Here is a 14,725-nt window from a genome sequence, read left to right on the forward strand (position 1 = left end):
TACTCCCTGGTCCCGCCCTTGAACCCCATCGCGCTTCTCGACTATGCCGGCGTTGCGGTCTTCGCGGCGACAGGTGCGCTTGCCGCGTCGCGCAAGCAGCTCGACGTTATCGGCTTCCTTTTCCTGGCGTGCGTCACCGGCATCGGCGGCGGCACTCTTCGCGACGTCATCCTTAACCTGCCGGTTTTCTGGATCGCCAATTCCAGCTATGTGCTGATCTGCGCGGCGGTTTCGGTGCTGGTGTTTTTCAGCGCGCACCGTGTCGAATCCCGCTGGAAGTGGCTGCTCTGGCTCGACGCCGTCGGGCTAGCCGCTTTTTCGGTGATGGGTGCGGCCAAAGGGTTGGCCATCACCGGTTCGCCAGTCGTTTCCGTCATCACCGGCGTGCTGACCGCCACATTCGGCGGCATCCTGCGCGACGTGCTGGCAGGGGAGCCTTCGGTGCTGCTGAGGCCGGAAATCTATGTTACGGCCGCCCTGGTTGGCGCGTCGATCTTCACATTGGGCGATGTCGCCGGACTGCCGCAGATCGTGTCAGGCTTGGCCGGTTTCGCCGCGGCATTCGCCGTGCGCGGCGGCGCGCTCAAATTCGGCTGGTCGTTTGCGTCCTACAAGAGCCGGCCCGGCAGGCGGCCGGAGGATATTTCGTGAGAGAAGGGATTAGGGGTTAGTGATTAGTGAGTAGTGAGTAGTGAGTAGTGATTAGGGTTAATCAGTAGGTGTAAATTATGATGTCTTCACTACTGACTACTGACTACTGACTACCGATCACGCCGCAAAACGCTGCGCTTCCCCGCCGTAATAATTGACGTAGCGGGCGCCGATCTCCTTGACCGGCATCACCACGAACACATCGACCGTCGAGAATTCACGATCGATGACGCAGCCGTCGCCGATGCGGGCGCCGACCCTGAGATAGCCCTTGACCAAGGGCGGCATCGCAGCGATCGCTGCCTTGGCATTGACCGCCTCGATCGGCATCAGGTCCATGGAACAATAGCGGCCTGCGACGGCGCGCACGTCCCAAGCCGAATTCGTGCGGCAGTGATGCGCCAGATAGGTGAGCGCCTCGGCATGGGCCGCCGGCACCGTGCCCTGGAAAGACGCACAGCCGGTCATCACGCCAATGCCGTAGTGGTTGATGTAGGCCCAGATGCCTTGCCACAACGCCTCGATGGTGCGCTTCGAACGGTATTCCGGCAGGACGCAGGAGCGGCCGAGCTCGAGAAAGCGCTGGCCGGGGTGACGGGCGATGAGCTTGGTCAGCTCGAACTCGCCTTCGGAATAGAAGCCGCCGGCGGCCGCAGCGATTTCTTGCCGCAGCAGCCGGTAGGTCCCGACGATGCGGCGATGTTCGGGGCCGGAAAGCGAGGTATCGAAGACGAGCAGGTGATCGCAGTGCGGATCGAAGCGGTCGGCATCACGGCGGTCCTGCACCTGAAACAGGTTCTTCCTGGCGCCAAGCTCGTCGTAGAATACCCGGTAGCGCACTTCCTGCGCGGCCGCGATCTCGGCCTCGTTGCGGGCCAGCCGCACTTCGAGGTTGCCGATACGGCCGAGCGCTGCGCCCTTTGTGACGGAATCGACATTGCGCCCGGCAAGCAAGGCGCCGCCGGCGTTCGGCCGAGTGTCACATTCCGGCATAACTGTATGCACGAGTGATTCTCCTTCGAGCCATCCCTCTTGGCACGGGGATACGGTGTAGGTGCAACAGGATTGTGACAGTACCGTGATACGGCGTCGCGGGCAATACTTCGTCGGCTGGCGAATACGGTCAACCGGCTACGTTATGCAAAAGCAAGGTGGCGCCGCTCGGCAGGAGATTGAAGAAAAAAAGTCTCAGGCGGCGACCTGCCCCTCGATGGCGTCGACCAGTGCATCGGGGTCGAGCGGCTTGGTGACAAAGCCGCTGGCGCCGTGGGCGAGCACCGCATGGCGGGTCTTTTCCTGGCTGTCGGCCGACAGCACCATGATGGGCACTGGCGGCACGGCCGTCTCCTCCTCATGGCGGCGGATGGCGGCGATGGCGTCCATCCCATCCATCACCGGCATGTGCAGGTCCATCAGCACCACGTCGAAGCGGTGTTTGTGTCCGGCACCGGTAACGGCCTCGACCGCCGCCTTGCCGTTGCCGACAACCTTGACGCGATGACCGGCCTTCAGCAGCGTGGCGCGAGCGAGCATGGCGTTGATGTCATTGTCCTCGGCGATCAGCACCGACAGGCCACGCTGGCGATCACTGGCGGCGCGAAGCGCCGGCGGGTGGGGCTTTTCCGGCCGTGTCGGGGCAAGCGCCGGCGCATGACTGCTCAGAAGCACACGCAAAAGTGTTCCGCCTCGCACCGGTCTGGCGAGGAAGGTCGCGTAGCCGCTGGCGCGGAACTCGCCGAGCATGCCGCGATCGGTCGGGGCGATCAGCGTGATGGCTTCGCAATCGGAAAAACCGCTTTGGCGCAGCCGCTTGAGCAGTCTTCCGTCGCCCTCTTCCATGGCCGCGTCGACCAGCAGCACGTCGCAATCGCCGGAGAACGATGCCGCCTGCGCCACGGTGGTGGCGATATCGACCGCGCCGCCGTTGGCGCGGATGCTGCGGGCGATGGCGTCGGCCTCGACGATATTTCTCGACAGGATTACCGCGTGCCTGCCCTGAAGCGCGTCCATCCGGCCCGGTGGTGGCTCGCTCGCGGAGATGGCCGGGATATCGAAGACGAATTCCGAACCCTGACCCAACCGGCTGGAGACGGAAATCGTGCCGCCCATGGCGGTCACCAGGCGCTTGGAGATGGCAAGACCGAGACCGGCTCCGCCATGCGCGCGCGTCGAGGTACCGTCGGCCTGCTCGAACTCCTCGAAAATGCGCTCCATGTCGTCTTCATGCAGGCCTGGCCCGGTATCCGCGATGGTGAAGCATATGCGGTCGGTGGTTTCAGTGCGGGCGCGCGCTATACTCACCAGCACCCCGCCGCTGTCGGTGAACTTGATGGCGTTGCCGATCAGGTTGAGCAGCACCTGCCTGACCCGGCCCGGATCTGCGGTGATCAATTGCGGCACGTCGGGCTCGACATGGCAGCCGAGGCCGATATCCTTGGAGAAGGCGCGCGCGGCGAGGAGCTCGACAACGTTGTCGGCGATCTCGCGCACCGACATTGGCTGCGGTTCGGGATCGAAGCGTCCCGCCTCGATCTTGGAATAGTCGAGCAGGTCCTCGATGAGGGCCAGCAGGGCGCTGGCCGAGGTCGAAATGGCGCCGACATAGGTCTGCTGCTCCGGCGACAGGCTGGTATCGGCCAACAGCCTGGCCATGCCCATGATGCCGTTCATCGGCGTGCGGATTTCATGGCTGACGGTGGCGAGGAAGCGCGATTTGGCCTGGCTTGCGTATTCGGCCCGCTCGCGCGCGGTGATCAGCGAGGATTCGGCACGCTTGCGGGCGGTGATGTCGCGGGCGATGGCGCGATGCGAGACAGAACCGCTGTCCTTGTCGCGCACCGACAGTTCGATCCACGAGAACCAGCGCGAACCGCCGGGGGTGCGGATGGCGACGTCGGTGGAACTCAGGCATTCATGGTCGGAAAAGGCGGCGTCGGGAACGATACCGACTTCGATGCCAAGTTCAGCCAGGGTCTTGCCGGCGAGGTCGCGCTGGTCGACCTCGACGAGATCGGCGAACACCTTGTTGGCATAGACGATATAGCCGTCGCGGTCGCGGTGGATGACGAGATCGCCAAGCGCGTCGATCAGACCGCGAAAGCGCTCTTCGCTCTCCTGCATCTCCCACATGCGATCGGCCAGCGTCTCGATCTCGGCACGGCTGCGAGCCGTGGTTTCATCAAGCAGCGCGGCGGTGCGGTATTCGTTCCTTCTGGCGCGCAGGTGCAGGCCGAAGCCGGCAAGGCCGGTCGCCAGCAAAGCGAGGCTGATGAAGATCGGCGCGCCGGTCAGGTGCGTCAGCCCCGCCAGCATGATGATGGCGACGAAGGTCAGCAGCGGCAAGCCTTCGCGGCCGGCCAATCGCGGCTCATTCCTGGCCTGTTGCGGCTCAGGCGCCAGCGGCGGTGCGGCGACGAACCGCCGCGCCGACGCCGGCGGAGGTACCGCATCGACGTCTTCGCCAGTCTCCACTTCCTGGATGCCGGATTCCGCGACCATGCGAAAATCCTACCGGACAGAAATTATGGAAGCCTGCGGGGGATCGTTCGAATTTTAGCGGATAGGTTGTTTTACCCCGGCGAACTCACTGCATGTCGACGACGACGCGGCCGCGGATCTTGCCGTCGACGATGTCGCGCGCGGCGTCGATGATGTTGTCGAAGCCGATGGTCGTGGACAGGCTGGCGAGCTTGCGCAGATCCAGGTCGGCGCCGATGCGGCGCCAGGCCTCGAGCCGCACCGGTTTCGGCGCCATCACCGAATCGATGCCGAGCAGCGAAACGCCGCGCAGGATGAAAGGTGCCACGCTCGACGGCAGGTCCATGCCGCCGGCCAGGCCGCAGGCCGCGACGGCACCGCCATAGGAGGTCATAGAGAGCACATTGGCCAGTGTGTGGCTGCCGACGGAATCGATGCCGCCCGCCCAACGCTCCTTGGCGAGCGGCTTGGTCGGCTGGCTGAGTTCGTCGCGCGATATCACCTCCGCGGCGCCAAGATCGATGAGATACGGGCTTTCGGCATTGCGCCCTGTCGAGGCAATGACGTGATAGCCCAGGCTGGACAGGATGGAGACCGCGACCGAGCCGACGCCGCCGGCCGCGCCCGTCACCACCACGGGCCCGCGATCGGGCACGATGCCGTGCCGCTCCAGTGCCATGACGCACAGCATTGCGGTATAGCCGGCGGTGCCGACCGCCATCGCGTCATGCGCGCTGATGCCGTCGGGGAGCGGCACCAGCCAGTCGCCGTTGACGCGGGCGCGCCCGGCATAGGCGCCAAAATGCGTCTCGCCGACACCCCAGCCGTTCAGGATGACCTTGTCTCCCTTGCGCCAGTCGGGATGGGAAGAGGATAAGACCGTTCCGGCGAAATCGATGCCTGGCACCAAGGGCCAGCGGCGAATGACCGGCGCCTTGCCTGATATTGCGAGCCCATCCTTGTAGTTCACCGTCGTCGCTTCGACTGCGACGGTGACGTCACCGTCCATGAGATCGGCTTCGGTGAGGTCGGTCACCGCCACCGACTGTTTCTTTTCGGCGTCGCGCGAAACGAGGATGGCTTTGAAGGTTTCGGGCATTTTTCTCTCCTCGATCTATCGACGTTTGGACTCTGCTGCGGCGGCCGCGCCGGGTCAATCGGTCAGGCGTCGGGACCCTGGGGCTTGGGCTGGCGCCGCCAGCCCAAAACTTCGTCAAGCACGACCAGCGCGGCGCCGACCGAAATGAAGGCATCGGCGAGATTGAACACGGCGAAGGACCAGACCGGAGTGTGGAACAGGATGTAGTCGATGACGTGGCCGTAGACGGCGCGGTCGATCAGATTGCCGAGCGCGCCACCGATGATCAGGGCAAAGCCGGTGCGGGCAATAACATGGCCCGCTGGCGTGTGCGTGGCCAGATAGAGCACGAAGGCGACGACGAGAACGGCGATGATCACCAGCCCGGTATCGCCGAAGGATGAGAACATCGAGAAGGCGATGCCGGTATTATAGGTGCGAAACAGCGCCAGGAAGGGCAGGAGATCGAGCTTTTCCTGAAAGGGAAGGCCGATCTCGACCAAATGTTTTATCCACTGGTCGAGCGCGATGGCCGCGACGACCAGCAGCGCATAGGGAGACCATGATTTCACGATTGGGCAACCCTCATTGCGAATCCACCATAGGGTCCAGTTTCAGCGCGCCGCGGCGGATCTCGAACAGCATGACGCCGGTGGCGACGGCAAGATTGAGCGAATCGGCACGCCCTGCCTGCGGAATCCTGAGCAGCCTGTCGCAACTCGCCGCCAGGCTTTCGGGCAGGCCTTGCTGCTCATTGCCCATCATCAGCAGCACCGGCCCCCGGGAAAAATCGACCGAGCGGTAGTCGACCGCGCCTTTGAGGTGTGTGCCGGCGACGAGACCCGAAAACCCGCCGCGCCAGGCGAGGAATGCCTCGGTCGTCGCCTTGGCCACCGGAACGGCGAAGATAGAGCCCATGGTGGCGCGCACCGTCTCCACCGAAAAGGGATCGGTGGTGTCTCCGACCAGGATCACGCCCTTCGCGCCTACGGCGTCCACCGTGCGGATGACGGTGCCGAGATTGCCGGGATCACGCACCCGGTCGAGCGCCACCCAGACATCGCCATTGTCGGCGCGGATATCCTTCAGGGCCAGGAATTTCTGCGAGAAAACGCCGATCACCATTTGCGGATTGTCGCGGCGGGTTATGGCGACAAGCACTTTTTCCGAGACTTCAAGCACCGTGCCGCCGGAAGCCACCGTGCGCGCAGCGACCTTCTCCACCGCCGCGTTGCCGCGTCCGGCCTTGGCGAAGACCAGGGTCCTGATATGCCAGCCGAGGTCGAGCGCATCGATGACCAGCTTCAGTCCCTCGGCCATGAAGGCGTTCTGCTGGTCGCGGAATTTTTTCAAGGCCAGCGCCTTGATGTCCTTGACCAGCGGATTGGCGAGGCTGGTGACCTCTTTCACCTGCCCGACCGGACGGGCGCCGTCATATCCACTCATCAGGCCACCCAGCGCGAGAACAGCGAGGTCGACAGCGCGCGGCCCGCCGATTTTTCGCGGATGATCAATTCGCCCGATTCAACCCTGCCGCCCATGCCGGCAAAGGTGTCGCGCATGAGGGCATGGATGGCGAAGAAGGAGGCGCGGATCGAATAAGCGGTCAGCACCACGGCAAGCGGTTTCGGGGTCAGGATCGATCGGCAGAGATCGGTCAATGCCGGCAGGTCCTCGAACAACTGCCAGACCTCGCCCTTGGGGCCGCGGCCATAGGCGGGCGGGTCGAACAGAACGATGTCATAGCGGCTGCCGCGGCGCTCCTCGCGCTCGGCGAATTTCACCGCGTCTTCGACGATCCAGCGGATCGGCTTGTTGCCAAGCCCGGCCATCTCCTGGTTTTCGCGGGCCCAGCCGATCGCCTTTTTCGAGGCATCGACATGAGTGACCTCGGCGCCGGCGCGCGCCGCCACCAGCGAGGCAAGGCCGGTATAGCCGAACAGGTTGAGCACCTTGACCGGCCGCCTGGCCGCCGCGATCAGTCCGGCCATGTGATCCCAGTGCGAGGCCTGCTCGGGAAACACGCCGACGTGGCGAAACGAGGTGAAGCGGCCGAGATAGTCGATGCCGTCGTGCTTCATAGGCCAGGTCTCGCCGAGCGGCGTCCCGGGGAAGCGCCAGCGGCCAATGCCTTCCTCGTCGGTATCGCCGGTGAAGACAGCGTCGGCGCGGTCCCATTCCCTTGCCGGTAGCGCCTTCTGCCAGATCGCCTGGCCCTCGGGGCGGACGATCCGATAAGGACCGTATTGTTCGAGCTTCTGGCCGGCGCCGCTGTCGAGCAGCGCATAATCGGCATTGGGTGCCACTTCGAGGATCAGCGGAAGCTGTTCGGCCGGAAGAGCGCCGTCGCGACGGGCCAGGATGCGGGGCGCCGACTTCGGTTCCGGGCGCTCGTCGGCCCTGGCCTCGGGCCGCTCCTGCGGCCTGGCCGTTCCACGGCCTTCATGCGGACGCACCCGTTGCGCACCGCTTTTTGCGGGCGGACGGCTGTCGCGGCGTTTGTCGCGAAAAGATTTCAAGCAGGAGCATCTCCGAGGCGTGGCCGCTTTTGACATAGGGCAACCGGCTTCGCAACCAAGTCCGCCGCGCAAGCGTCGCCTGGTCATGTCGGCTTGCGATGGACCAATGTCAAAGAAACAGGCAAATCTTCGATATGTCCCGCTCCGAACGCCTGCTCGACCTGATCCAGACATTGCGCCGGCATCGCATGCCGGTGAGCGGGCAGTCGCTCGCCGACGAACTCGGGATTTCAATTCGCACGCTTTACCGGGACATCGCAACGCTGCAGGGCCAGGGGGCGCCGATCGAGGGCGAGGCGGGGCTCGGCTATGTGCTGAAGCCCGGATTCATGCTGCCGCCGTTGACGTTCAGCGACGAGGAGATCGAGGCAATTGTGCTCGGTTCGCGCTGGGTCGCCAAGCAGCCGGATTCGCGGCTTTCGTCAGCGGCCGTCAACGCGCTTGCCAAGATCGCGTCGGTGCTGCCTGATGATCTGCGCGAGGATCTCGACGCCACCACACTGCTGGTCGGGCCGCCCGCCCCGACTGTTGAAAGCATCGATCTCGGCCTGGTGCGGCAGGCGATCCGTAACGAGCGCAAGCTGGACTTTTTCTATCGCGATGCCAGCGGCGCGGGGTCGCGGCGCGTGGTGTGGCCGTTCGCGCTTGGCTTCTTCGACAAGGTGCGGGTCGTGGTGGCGTGGTGCGAAATGCGGCAGGATTTCCGGCATTTTCGCACCGACCGCATAGCCGAGCTCAAGACGACGGATCTGCGCTATCCGCGCCGCCGTCAGGCGCTGCTGAAGGAATGGCGGGCAACGCTCGACACCCCACGGCGTTAGCGGTGTGTAAGCTGTCCAGGGCGCCTTTCGTGACGGATACTGCCAGAATCTGACAGTGATGCGCTTTATGTCTGTCCCGGTCGAAACCCCTGGAGAACAGTCATGGTCACCCCCAATTTCGTCATCCTCTACGTCGACCAGCCGCAGCGTAGCGGCGCCTTCTACAGCGCGCTGCTCGGCCGCGAGCCGGTCGAAAGCGCGCCGACATTCGTGCTGTTCGTGCTCGACAACGGTTTCAAACTCGGTCTCTGGTCGAGGCATACGGTGGAACCGGCGGCGGCAGCGACCCGTGGCGGCGCCGAGATCGTCTTTGCCCTGGATACGCCCGAGGCAGTCGATGCCGCCCATGCCGACTGGTCCGGACGTGGGCTGAAGATCCTGCAGGCGCCGACCGACATGGATTTCGGCCGCACCTTCGTTGCGCTCGATCCCGACAACCATCGCCTGCGGGTCTACTGGCTGTCGGACGGGCAGCAGGCAGACGGGGAGCAGGAATGAGCGCGTCTTGGATCGCGGTGGCGTCGGCGCAGCACGTCCGGCGCGGCCGCGAGGGCGGCTTCATGCAGGTCAACCACGGCAAGGCGGCGCCGCTGCGGCGGGTCCAGCCCGGGGACGGCATTGTTTATTATTCGCCGACAACGATTTTGGGCGAGAAAGACGGGCTGCGGGCGTTCACGGCGATCGGCACGGTGCGGGAGGGAGAACCCTATCAAGGCGACATGGGCGGCGGCTTCACGCCCTTTCGCCGCGACGTCGACTGGGCGGCGGCCGGGGAAGCGCCGATCAAGCCATTGCTCGACAGGCTGGACTTCACGGCCGGCAAGCCGAATTGGGGGTATCAACTGCGCTTCGGCCTGTTCTCGGTAAGCGCGGCCGATTTCGCCGTAATCGCCGAAGCAATGGGCGCTAAAGCAGCCGGGACAGTAAGCTAGGTCCGGAGCGCCTTGTAGACGGCAATGCCGGCGGCAAGGTCCTCGAGCGCGGCGCCGACCGACTTGAACAGCGTGATCTCGTCGGCGCTCCGGCGCCCTTGCTTTTGACCGCGCGCCAGCTCGTGCAAGTCGGCTATGATGGCTTCCGGTTTCAACACGCCCGAAGCGAGCGGTATGACGATGTCGCCCGCTTCCTTGGTGGCGCCGGCGCGGGTGTCGACATAGACGCGGGCGCGCCCTATCGCCTCGTCGTCGCTTTCGCGCATTGTCGGGGTGAAGCCGCCGACCATGTCGACATGGCTTCCCGGCTTCAGGCGGGCGCCCTTGATCAGCGGATCGGTGGCGATCGTCGCCGACGAGACGATATCGGCCTGGCCGAGCTCGGCATCGAGATCGGCCGCTGCGCTCGCCGCGAAGCCCTCGGCGCGCAGTCCGGCGGCGACCTTCTCGGCGTTGTCCAAGGTGCGATTCCAGATGCGGATGGTCCTGATCGGCCGCACGGCGCAATGCGCCTTGGCGAGGAATGGCGACAGCGCACCGGCCCCGATCACCAGCAGCCGGGAAGCGTCTTCGCGCGCCAGATAGGATGCGGCGAGCGCCGAGGCGCAGGCCGTGCGCCATTGCGTCAGCCGCTGGCCGTCGATCAGGGCCTCCGGTTCGCCGGTGGCGCCGTTGAGCAGGAGATAGACCCCCATCACTGCCGGTTTGCCGATGGCATTGTTGTCGGGCGAGACGGTAACGATCTTGACGCCGATATGCCCCCCGGCCGAGATGCCGGCTGCGTTGAAGTCGGTCCAGGCCGGCATCAGCAGCAAGGTCGAGGCCGCACCGTCCGGCCGTTCGACCGTGTGATGGTGCCGGACAGGTTGCACCGCGCCGTCACGGAAAGCCCCGCGCAGCGTCTCCACCAGCCCTGGGAAGGTCAACGCCTGGTCGACCTCTGCGGCCGAAATGGTCAGCATGGGAAACTCCGTGAAGAAAATCGCGGGCCCGAGAGGGCCCACAGCGCCGTGCGGCGGTCAGTTGGTCGGCTTCGGCAGCACCGGTCCCTGCGGTGTCGACGGGGTGCGGCCGATCGCCTGGCGCAGGTTCTCGGCCTCGACGCCGCGCTGGCGCGCCAGCTTGCGGTAGCGTCCCTGCTTGACCCAGGTCGCCAGGCTGCCGACGACCATGCCGACGGCGAGGGCCAGGAACAGGAAGATGAACAGCGGCAAAGTGAGCGTCAGCGCCGGATTGCCGGGATTGAACGGATCCAGCGTGAAGGCGACGAGTTCGCGATTGGCGACGGCCAGCGCGATCAGGATGACCGCCAGGGGCACGAAGACCACGATGAGCATGAAGCGATTGAGCATGATGTTTTCCGTCGGAAACCGGCCTCCCGGGAAGGGCCGGTCTGGCGTCGCGCCTACTTTCCGCCATTCAGCCTTTCGCGCAGTTCCTTGCCGGTCTTGAAGAAAGGCACCCATTTCTCCTCGACCTCGACGGATTCACCGGTGCGCGGGTTGCGGCCGGTGCGGGCGGGGCGATTTTTCACCGAAAAGGCACCGAAGCCACGCAATTCGACCCGGTTGCCTTCGGCGAGCGCGTCGGTGATCTCGTCGAAAATCGCGCCGACGATGTTTTCAACGTCGCGCAGGAAAAGATGCGGATTGCGCGTGGCAATAATCTGCACAAGTTCGGACTTGATCATCGGACGGGTCCCCTGAAATCGGTGCGGTCGAAATTATGAGGATGATTTTGTTTGCTTTTTCATCCACCCCAAACGGCGTCTCAAGGGTGCCAGACGGAAACGAGACCGTCAAGAAACAAGCGGTCGGCGCCAAGTTCATGGATGATATCGCCGCTGTAGTCCGGCAGGCCGAGCGCGCCGGCGATCGTTCTCACCATCGCTTTGGACAACAGGAAGCCGCCGCGCCGCTCCGTGTCCTTCCATTCGACCACCTTGAGTTTCGAGTCGACGCCCTTGGTCGCCAGCCAGTCGATCGCCTCGGTCTCGCCGCCGACGGCGTCGATCAGGCCGTTGGAGACCCCTTGGCGACCGGTGAAGATCGATCCGTCGGCGAGCGCCAGCGCTTGCTCGCGGGTCATCTTGCGGCGTTCGGCGACGATGCCGACGAACCAGTCGTAGCTGTCGAGGATGAGCTTGCGGACCATGGCGCGCTCGTCGTCGTTGGTCGGCTTGAAAGGCGAGGGCGAGGCCTTGAGCGGCGAGGATTTCACTTCCTCCAGCTTGACGCCGAGCTTGTCCATCAGGCCGCTGACATCAGGATACTGGATCAGCACGCCGATCGATCCGACGATCGAGGTCTTGCGGGCGACGATGTGATCGGTGGCGCTCGCGATCATGTAGCCGGCCGACGCGGCGAGCGTGCCGACCTCGGCCGCGACAGGCTTGTCGGCGGCGAGCTTGCGCACCTCCTCATAGATCGATTCACCGCCGACGGTGGTGCCGCCGGGGGAATCGATGGCGAGGATCACGCCTTTCACCCTCGGCGACTTGCGGATGGCTTCCAGCCGCTCGATCAGTTCGTCGTCCTCGGTGATGGTGCCTTCGATCCTGACCTTGGCGATATGATCGACGGCCGAGCCGCCGAAATCGTCGCGATAGAACCAGGCCGAGATCGCAATGACGCCGAGCGCAACGATGGCGATGGCCGCAGCGCGCCAGAAGGTCAGCTTACGCCGCAAGCGGCGGCGGTCGATCAGGTCGTCGGCTCTCAATGCCATGGTCAGCCTCACGGTCGATGGAAAGAGATGCTTTTAGACCATGACGTCCCGGTCTGGAAGCAATTCCGTCTGCGCATGACGCGGCAATCCGCGCGCGGCGCACGCGAGGCAAGTGCGCGTCAGCGTCCGCCAAGACGTCGGTTTCGTGATTGGTCCGTGAAACGAACGGCAGGCAAGGGGGGAGCCGATGGTAACGAAAAATGTACGCCAGACGTCTATTTCTGCTATGAAGCAGGGCTGTCGGTGTTGATCCGTTCTGATCTGCACGACCGCAACTGTCACATTTTCGCGGTTTTCGTCGGCTTGTGCTTGCTTGAAAGCGCCGACGTCCCACCTATAGGCGGTGTTGCCCGGCGGGGCAGGGGTTTTAGAAGAAAGCAGTTATGTTAGCGCGAACGAGTGAAGCGAGCAGCACCGAGACGGAGTTGGCTCCCCCGGCGGACGGCCCGGCGAGGGGGGACGCGTTCGATCGCGCACGGCGGCATTCGCGCCGGGTGCGCGTGCTCAAATTCGCCGTGCCGGTGCTGGCGGCGTTGATCGCCATTGCCTTCCCGGTCTATTCCTACCTCGCCGCACCGGTGTCCGTCGCGGTCCAGGCGGAAGGCACCGCCTTTTCCAACGGCAAGCTGGTGATGGCCAACCCCAAGCTCAACGGCTTCACCAAGCAGAAATTGCCCTATTCCATGACGGCATTGCGCGCCATACAGGACGTCAGCACGCAAGGCATCATCGAACTCGACGGCATCGACGCCAAGGTGCCGATCGCGGCCGACAATGTCGCTGCGATCAAAGCCACGCATGGTACCTACGATCGCGAAGGCAATACGATGCACCTGACCAGCGACGTCACGATCGCCACGACCGACGGTCTTCAGGCCAGGTTCAAATCGGTCTTCCTCGACATGGGCAAAGGCACTATGAAGACGGATGATCCCGTGGACGTCAGCCGTGACGGGTCGCAGATCACCGCGAATTCCTTGTCGGTGCAGGACAATGGCAAGGTTCTGGTGTTCGAGAACAAGGTGCGCGTCAATATCGATCCCGCCAATCTGAAGGCGGCAGAGGCAAAGGGCGAAGAAGCGAATGTGGCTCATTAGTTCGACACGGCTTGCCGCCGCAGCTTCGGCGCTGCTTTTGCTGGGGCTTGCGCCGGCGCTGGCGCAATCCACCGCCGAGAGCGCGTCCGGGCTCAAACTGTCGGGCGACAAGCCCATCCAGATCGAGAGCGACAAGCTGGAGGTCCGGCAGGCAGACAACGTCGCCGTGTTCACCGGCAACGTCACGGTCGTGCAGGGACCGACCCTGCTCAAGTCCGGCAAGATGATGGTCTACTACGTCAAGGACCCGAACGCGGCCGCAAAGGGGACGGAAGCAGCGGGAGCGGCGATGACCGGCTCCGCCAACATCGACCACCTTGAAGTCAGCGGAAAAGTTTACATCAAGTCGAATGACCAGATCGCGACCGGTGACAATGGCACCTTCGACATGAAGACGCAGGTGCTGGTCCTGTCCGGCAAGGAAGTGGTGCTGTCGCAAGGCCCCAATGTCCTCAAGGGCTGCAAGCTCACCGTGCAGATGAAGACCGGCCTCGCCAATGTCGACGGCTGCGGCGGACGTGTCATCATGTCGATGACGCCACCGCCGAAATCGGGAGCGACGAACCCCTGATGGCCAGCCTGTCGTCGCTGACGGCGCGTCTTCCGGGGCGGGCCGCCGGCAAGGTTTCGGCTCCGGCCACGGTCACCGCCGATAAGGCGAAGTTCAAGGGAACCTTGATCGCCAAGGGCCTGACCAAGAGCTACAAGGGTCGCAAGGTGGTCAGCGGCGTCACGCTCGGGGTGCGTGCCGGCGAGGCCGTCGGGCTGCTCGGTCCGAACGGTGCCGGCAAGACCACCTGTTTCTACATGGTCACCGGCCTGGTGCCGGTGGACGAGGGCACGATCGAGATCGACGGCTTCGATGTCACCTCCATGCCGATGTACCGGCGTGCGCGTCTGGGCATCGGCTATCTGCCGCAGGAGGCCTCGATCTTCCGCGGCCTCAGCGTCGAGCAGAACATTCGCGCCGTGCTGGAAGTGGTCGAAAAGAGCCGCAAGGAGCGCGAGCGCAGCCTCGACGAACTGCTCGAGGAGTTCCATATCAGCCATTTGCGCAAGGCGCCGTCGATGTCGCTTTCCGGCGGCGAACGTCGGCGCCTGGAGATCGCGCGTGCGCTGGCCACGCGCCCGGCCTACATGCTGCTCGACGAGCCTTTCGCCGGCATCGACCCGATCGCCGTCGCCGACATCCAGCAACTGGTGCGTCATTTGACGGCGCGCGGCATCGGCGTGCTCATCACCGATCACAATGTGCGCGAGACGCTCGGCCTGATCGACCGCGCCTACATCATCCATGCCGGCCAGGTGCTCACTCATGGCCGGGCCGATGAAGTGGTCGCAAATCCCGACGTGCGGCGGCTCTATCTGGGCGAGGGATTCACGCTTTGAGCGTGAAATTTGTTTCCTGACGCGATTTTTTTCC

17 protein-coding genes are annotated in these 14,725 nt (G+C 64.3%); 7 read left to right on the top strand and 10 right to left on the bottom strand.

Translation table 11 applies throughout. The features are described 5' to 3' along the window. Positions 1–18 precede the first annotated feature (18 nt). Positions 19–651, top strand: coding sequence for a trimeric intracellular cation channel family protein (locus LB541_RS03875; protein WP_140560243.1), 633 nt, complete (start codon positions 19–21; stop codon positions 649–651). Positions 652–768: 117 nt separating this feature from the next. Here the strand turns inward: LB541_RS03875 and LB541_RS03880 are convergent, their stop codons facing one another. The 6 genes from LB541_RS03880 to LB541_RS03905 form a co-directional block, all read right to left on the bottom strand. Then, the gene (locus LB541_RS03880) at positions 769–1,656 is read right to left on the bottom strand and encodes a GNAT family N-acetyltransferase (RefSeq protein WP_140500229.1); all 888 of its coding nucleotides are present in this window, start codon (positions 1,654–1,656) and stop codon (positions 769–771) included. A 183-nt stretch (positions 1,657–1,839) separates the two neighbouring features. Further along, entirely contained in the window at positions 1,840–4,149 is a 2,310-nt protein-coding gene (locus tag LB541_RS03885; RefSeq protein WP_140763228.1) for a PAS domain-containing hybrid sensor histidine kinase/response regulator, read from the bottom strand. Positions 4,150–4,234: 85 nt separating this feature from the next. Continuing rightward, positions 4,235–5,227 (bottom strand): MDR family oxidoreductase, encoded by a 993-nt coding sequence (locus LB541_RS03890; protein ID WP_140500225.1) that lies wholly within the window; start codon positions 5,225–5,227, stop codon positions 4,235–4,237. Between the two features lie 62 nt (positions 5,228–5,289). Beyond that, positions 5,290–5,778: a signal peptidase II gene (lspA, locus tag LB541_RS03895; RefSeq protein ID WP_140500223.1), complete on the bottom strand. Its 489-nt coding sequence runs from the start codon at positions 5,776–5,778 to the stop codon at positions 5,290–5,292. Positions 5,779–5,791: 13 nt separating this feature from the next. Continuing rightward, a complete protein-coding gene (locus LB541_RS03900) occupies positions 5,792–6,652 on the bottom strand; it encodes a TrmH family RNA methyltransferase (protein WP_140566078.1) in 861 nt (286 codons plus the stop codon). Then, positions 6,652–7,725, bottom strand: coding sequence for a class I SAM-dependent rRNA methyltransferase (locus LB541_RS03905; RefSeq protein ID WP_140566082.1), 1,074 nt, complete (start codon positions 7,723–7,725; stop codon positions 6,652–6,654). The genes LB541_RS03900 and LB541_RS03905 overlap by 1 nt, the downstream gene beginning before the upstream one ends. A 134-nt stretch (positions 7,726–7,859) precedes the next feature. On the opposite strand from LB541_RS03905, the gene LB541_RS03910 reads away from it, so the two are divergent. The 3 genes from LB541_RS03910 (at position 7,860) to LB541_RS03920 (ending at position 9,478) form a co-directional block, all read left to right on the top strand. Then, entirely contained in the window at positions 7,860–8,546 is a 687-nt protein-coding gene (locus LB541_RS03910; protein ID WP_140676839.1) for a helix-turn-helix transcriptional regulator, read from the top strand. Positions 8,547–8,648: 102 nt separating this feature from the next. Next, positions 8,649–9,044: a VOC family protein gene (locus LB541_RS03915; RefSeq protein WP_140676841.1), complete on the top strand. Its 396-nt coding sequence runs from the start codon at positions 8,649–8,651 to the stop codon at positions 9,042–9,044. Beyond that, positions 9,041–9,478, top strand: coding sequence for an EVE domain-containing protein (locus LB541_RS03920; protein ID WP_140676844.1), 438 nt, complete (start codon positions 9,041–9,043; stop codon positions 9,476–9,478). The genes LB541_RS03915 and LB541_RS03920 overlap by 4 nt, the downstream gene beginning before the upstream one ends. On the opposite strand, the gene LB541_RS03925 is transcribed toward LB541_RS03920, so the two are convergent. From LB541_RS03925 to sppA, 4 genes are all read right to left on the bottom strand, one after another. Then, a complete protein-coding gene (locus LB541_RS03925; protein ID WP_140566092.1) occupies positions 9,475–10,440 on the bottom strand; it encodes an ornithine cyclodeaminase family protein in 966 nt (321 codons plus the stop codon). The two genes, LB541_RS03920 and LB541_RS03925, sit on opposite strands and share 4 nt — an antisense overlap. 57 nt (positions 10,441–10,497) lie before the next feature. Continuing rightward, on the bottom strand, positions 10,498–10,830 hold the full coding sequence (locus LB541_RS03930; protein ID WP_140522516.1) for a DUF1049 domain-containing protein: 333 nt from the start codon (positions 10,828–10,830) through the stop codon (positions 10,498–10,500). Positions 10,831–10,883: 53 nt separating this feature from the next. Next, on the bottom strand, positions 10,884–11,168 hold the full coding sequence (locus LB541_RS03935) for an integration host factor subunit beta (protein WP_006200394.1): 285 nt from the start codon (positions 11,166–11,168) through the stop codon (positions 10,884–10,886). A gap of 80 nt (positions 11,169–11,248) precedes the next feature. Continuing rightward, positions 11,249–12,205, bottom strand: a complete 957-nt coding sequence (gene sppA / locus LB541_RS03940) for a signal peptide peptidase SppA (protein ID WP_140566094.1) — start codon at positions 12,203–12,205, stop codon at positions 11,249–11,251. A 383-nt stretch (positions 12,206–12,588) separates the two neighbouring features. On the opposite strand from sppA, the gene lptC reads away from it, so the two are divergent. The 3 genes from lptC to lptB are packed head-to-tail and all read left to right on the top strand — an operon-like array spanning position 12,589 to position 14,691. Beyond that, positions 12,589–13,302: an LPS export ABC transporter periplasmic protein LptC gene (gene lptC / locus LB541_RS03945; protein WP_140500206.1), complete on the top strand. Its 714-nt coding sequence runs from the start codon at positions 12,589–12,591 to the stop codon at positions 13,300–13,302. Further along, on the top strand, positions 13,289–13,873 hold the full coding sequence (locus LB541_RS03950) for an LptA/OstA family protein (RefSeq protein WP_140500204.1): 585 nt from the start codon (positions 13,289–13,291) through the stop codon (positions 13,871–13,873). The genes lptC and LB541_RS03950 overlap by 14 nt, the downstream gene beginning before the upstream one ends. Then, positions 13,873–14,691 (top strand): LPS export ABC transporter ATP-binding protein, encoded by an 819-nt coding sequence (lptB, locus tag LB541_RS03955; RefSeq protein WP_140500202.1) that lies wholly within the window; start codon positions 13,873–13,875, stop codon positions 14,689–14,691. The genes LB541_RS03950 and lptB overlap by 1 nt, the downstream gene beginning before the upstream one ends. The last annotated feature ends 34 nt before the right edge of the window (positions 14,692–14,725 follow it).

Origin of the sequence: Mesorhizobium sp. BR1-1-15, from assembly GCF_020165475.1 — a bacterium.
Classification (GTDB): Bacteria; Pseudomonadota; Alphaproteobacteria; order Rhizobiales; family Rhizobiaceae; genus Mesorhizobium.

Excerpts from the sequence above, each read along its gene's own strand:
- LB541_RS03890 (WP_140500225.1), bottom strand. The coding sequence starts at position 5,227 with ATGCCCGAAACCTTCAAAGCCATCCTCGTTTCGCGCGACGCCGAAAAG.
- LB541_RS03900 (WP_140566078.1), bottom strand. The coding sequence starts at position 6,652 with ATGAGTGGATATGACGGCGCCCGTCCGGTCGGGCAGGTGAAAGAGGTC.
- LB541_RS03885 (WP_140763228.1), bottom strand. The coding sequence starts at position 4,149 with ATGGTCGCGGAATCCGGCATCCAGGAAGTGGAGACTGGCGAAGACGTC.
- LB541_RS03910 (WP_140676839.1), top strand. The coding sequence starts at position 7,860 with ATGTCCCGCTCCGAACGCCTGCTCGACCTGATCCAGACATTGCGCCGG.
- LB541_RS03925 (WP_140566092.1), bottom strand. The coding sequence starts at position 10,440 with ATGCTGACCATTTCGGCCGCAGAGGTCGACCAGGCGTTGACCTTCCCA.
- lptB (WP_140500202.1), top strand. The coding sequence starts at position 13,873 with ATGGCCAGCCTGTCGTCGCTGACGGCGCGTCTTCCGGGGCGGGCCGCC.
- LB541_RS03935 (WP_006200394.1), bottom strand. The coding sequence starts at position 11,168 with ATGATCAAGTCCGAACTTGTGCAGATTATTGCCACGCGCAATCCGCAT.
- sppA (WP_140566094.1), bottom strand. The coding sequence starts at position 12,205 with ATGGCATTGAGAGCCGACGACCTGATCGACCGCCGCCGCTTGCGGCGT.
- lptC (WP_140500206.1), top strand. The coding sequence starts at position 12,589 with ATGTTAGCGCGAACGAGTGAAGCGAGCAGCACCGAGACGGAGTTGGCT.
- LB541_RS03950 (WP_140500204.1), top strand. The coding sequence starts at position 13,289 with ATGTGGCTCATTAGTTCGACACGGCTTGCCGCCGCAGCTTCGGCGCTG.
- LB541_RS03920 (WP_140676844.1), top strand. The coding sequence starts at position 9,041 with ATGAGCGCGTCTTGGATCGCGGTGGCGTCGGCGCAGCACGTCCGGCGC.
- LB541_RS03930 (WP_140522516.1), bottom strand. The coding sequence starts at position 10,830 with ATGCTCAATCGCTTCATGCTCATCGTGGTCTTCGTGCCCCTGGCGGTC.
- LB541_RS03915 (WP_140676841.1), top strand. The coding sequence starts at position 8,649 with ATGGTCACCCCCAATTTCGTCATCCTCTACGTCGACCAGCCGCAGCGT.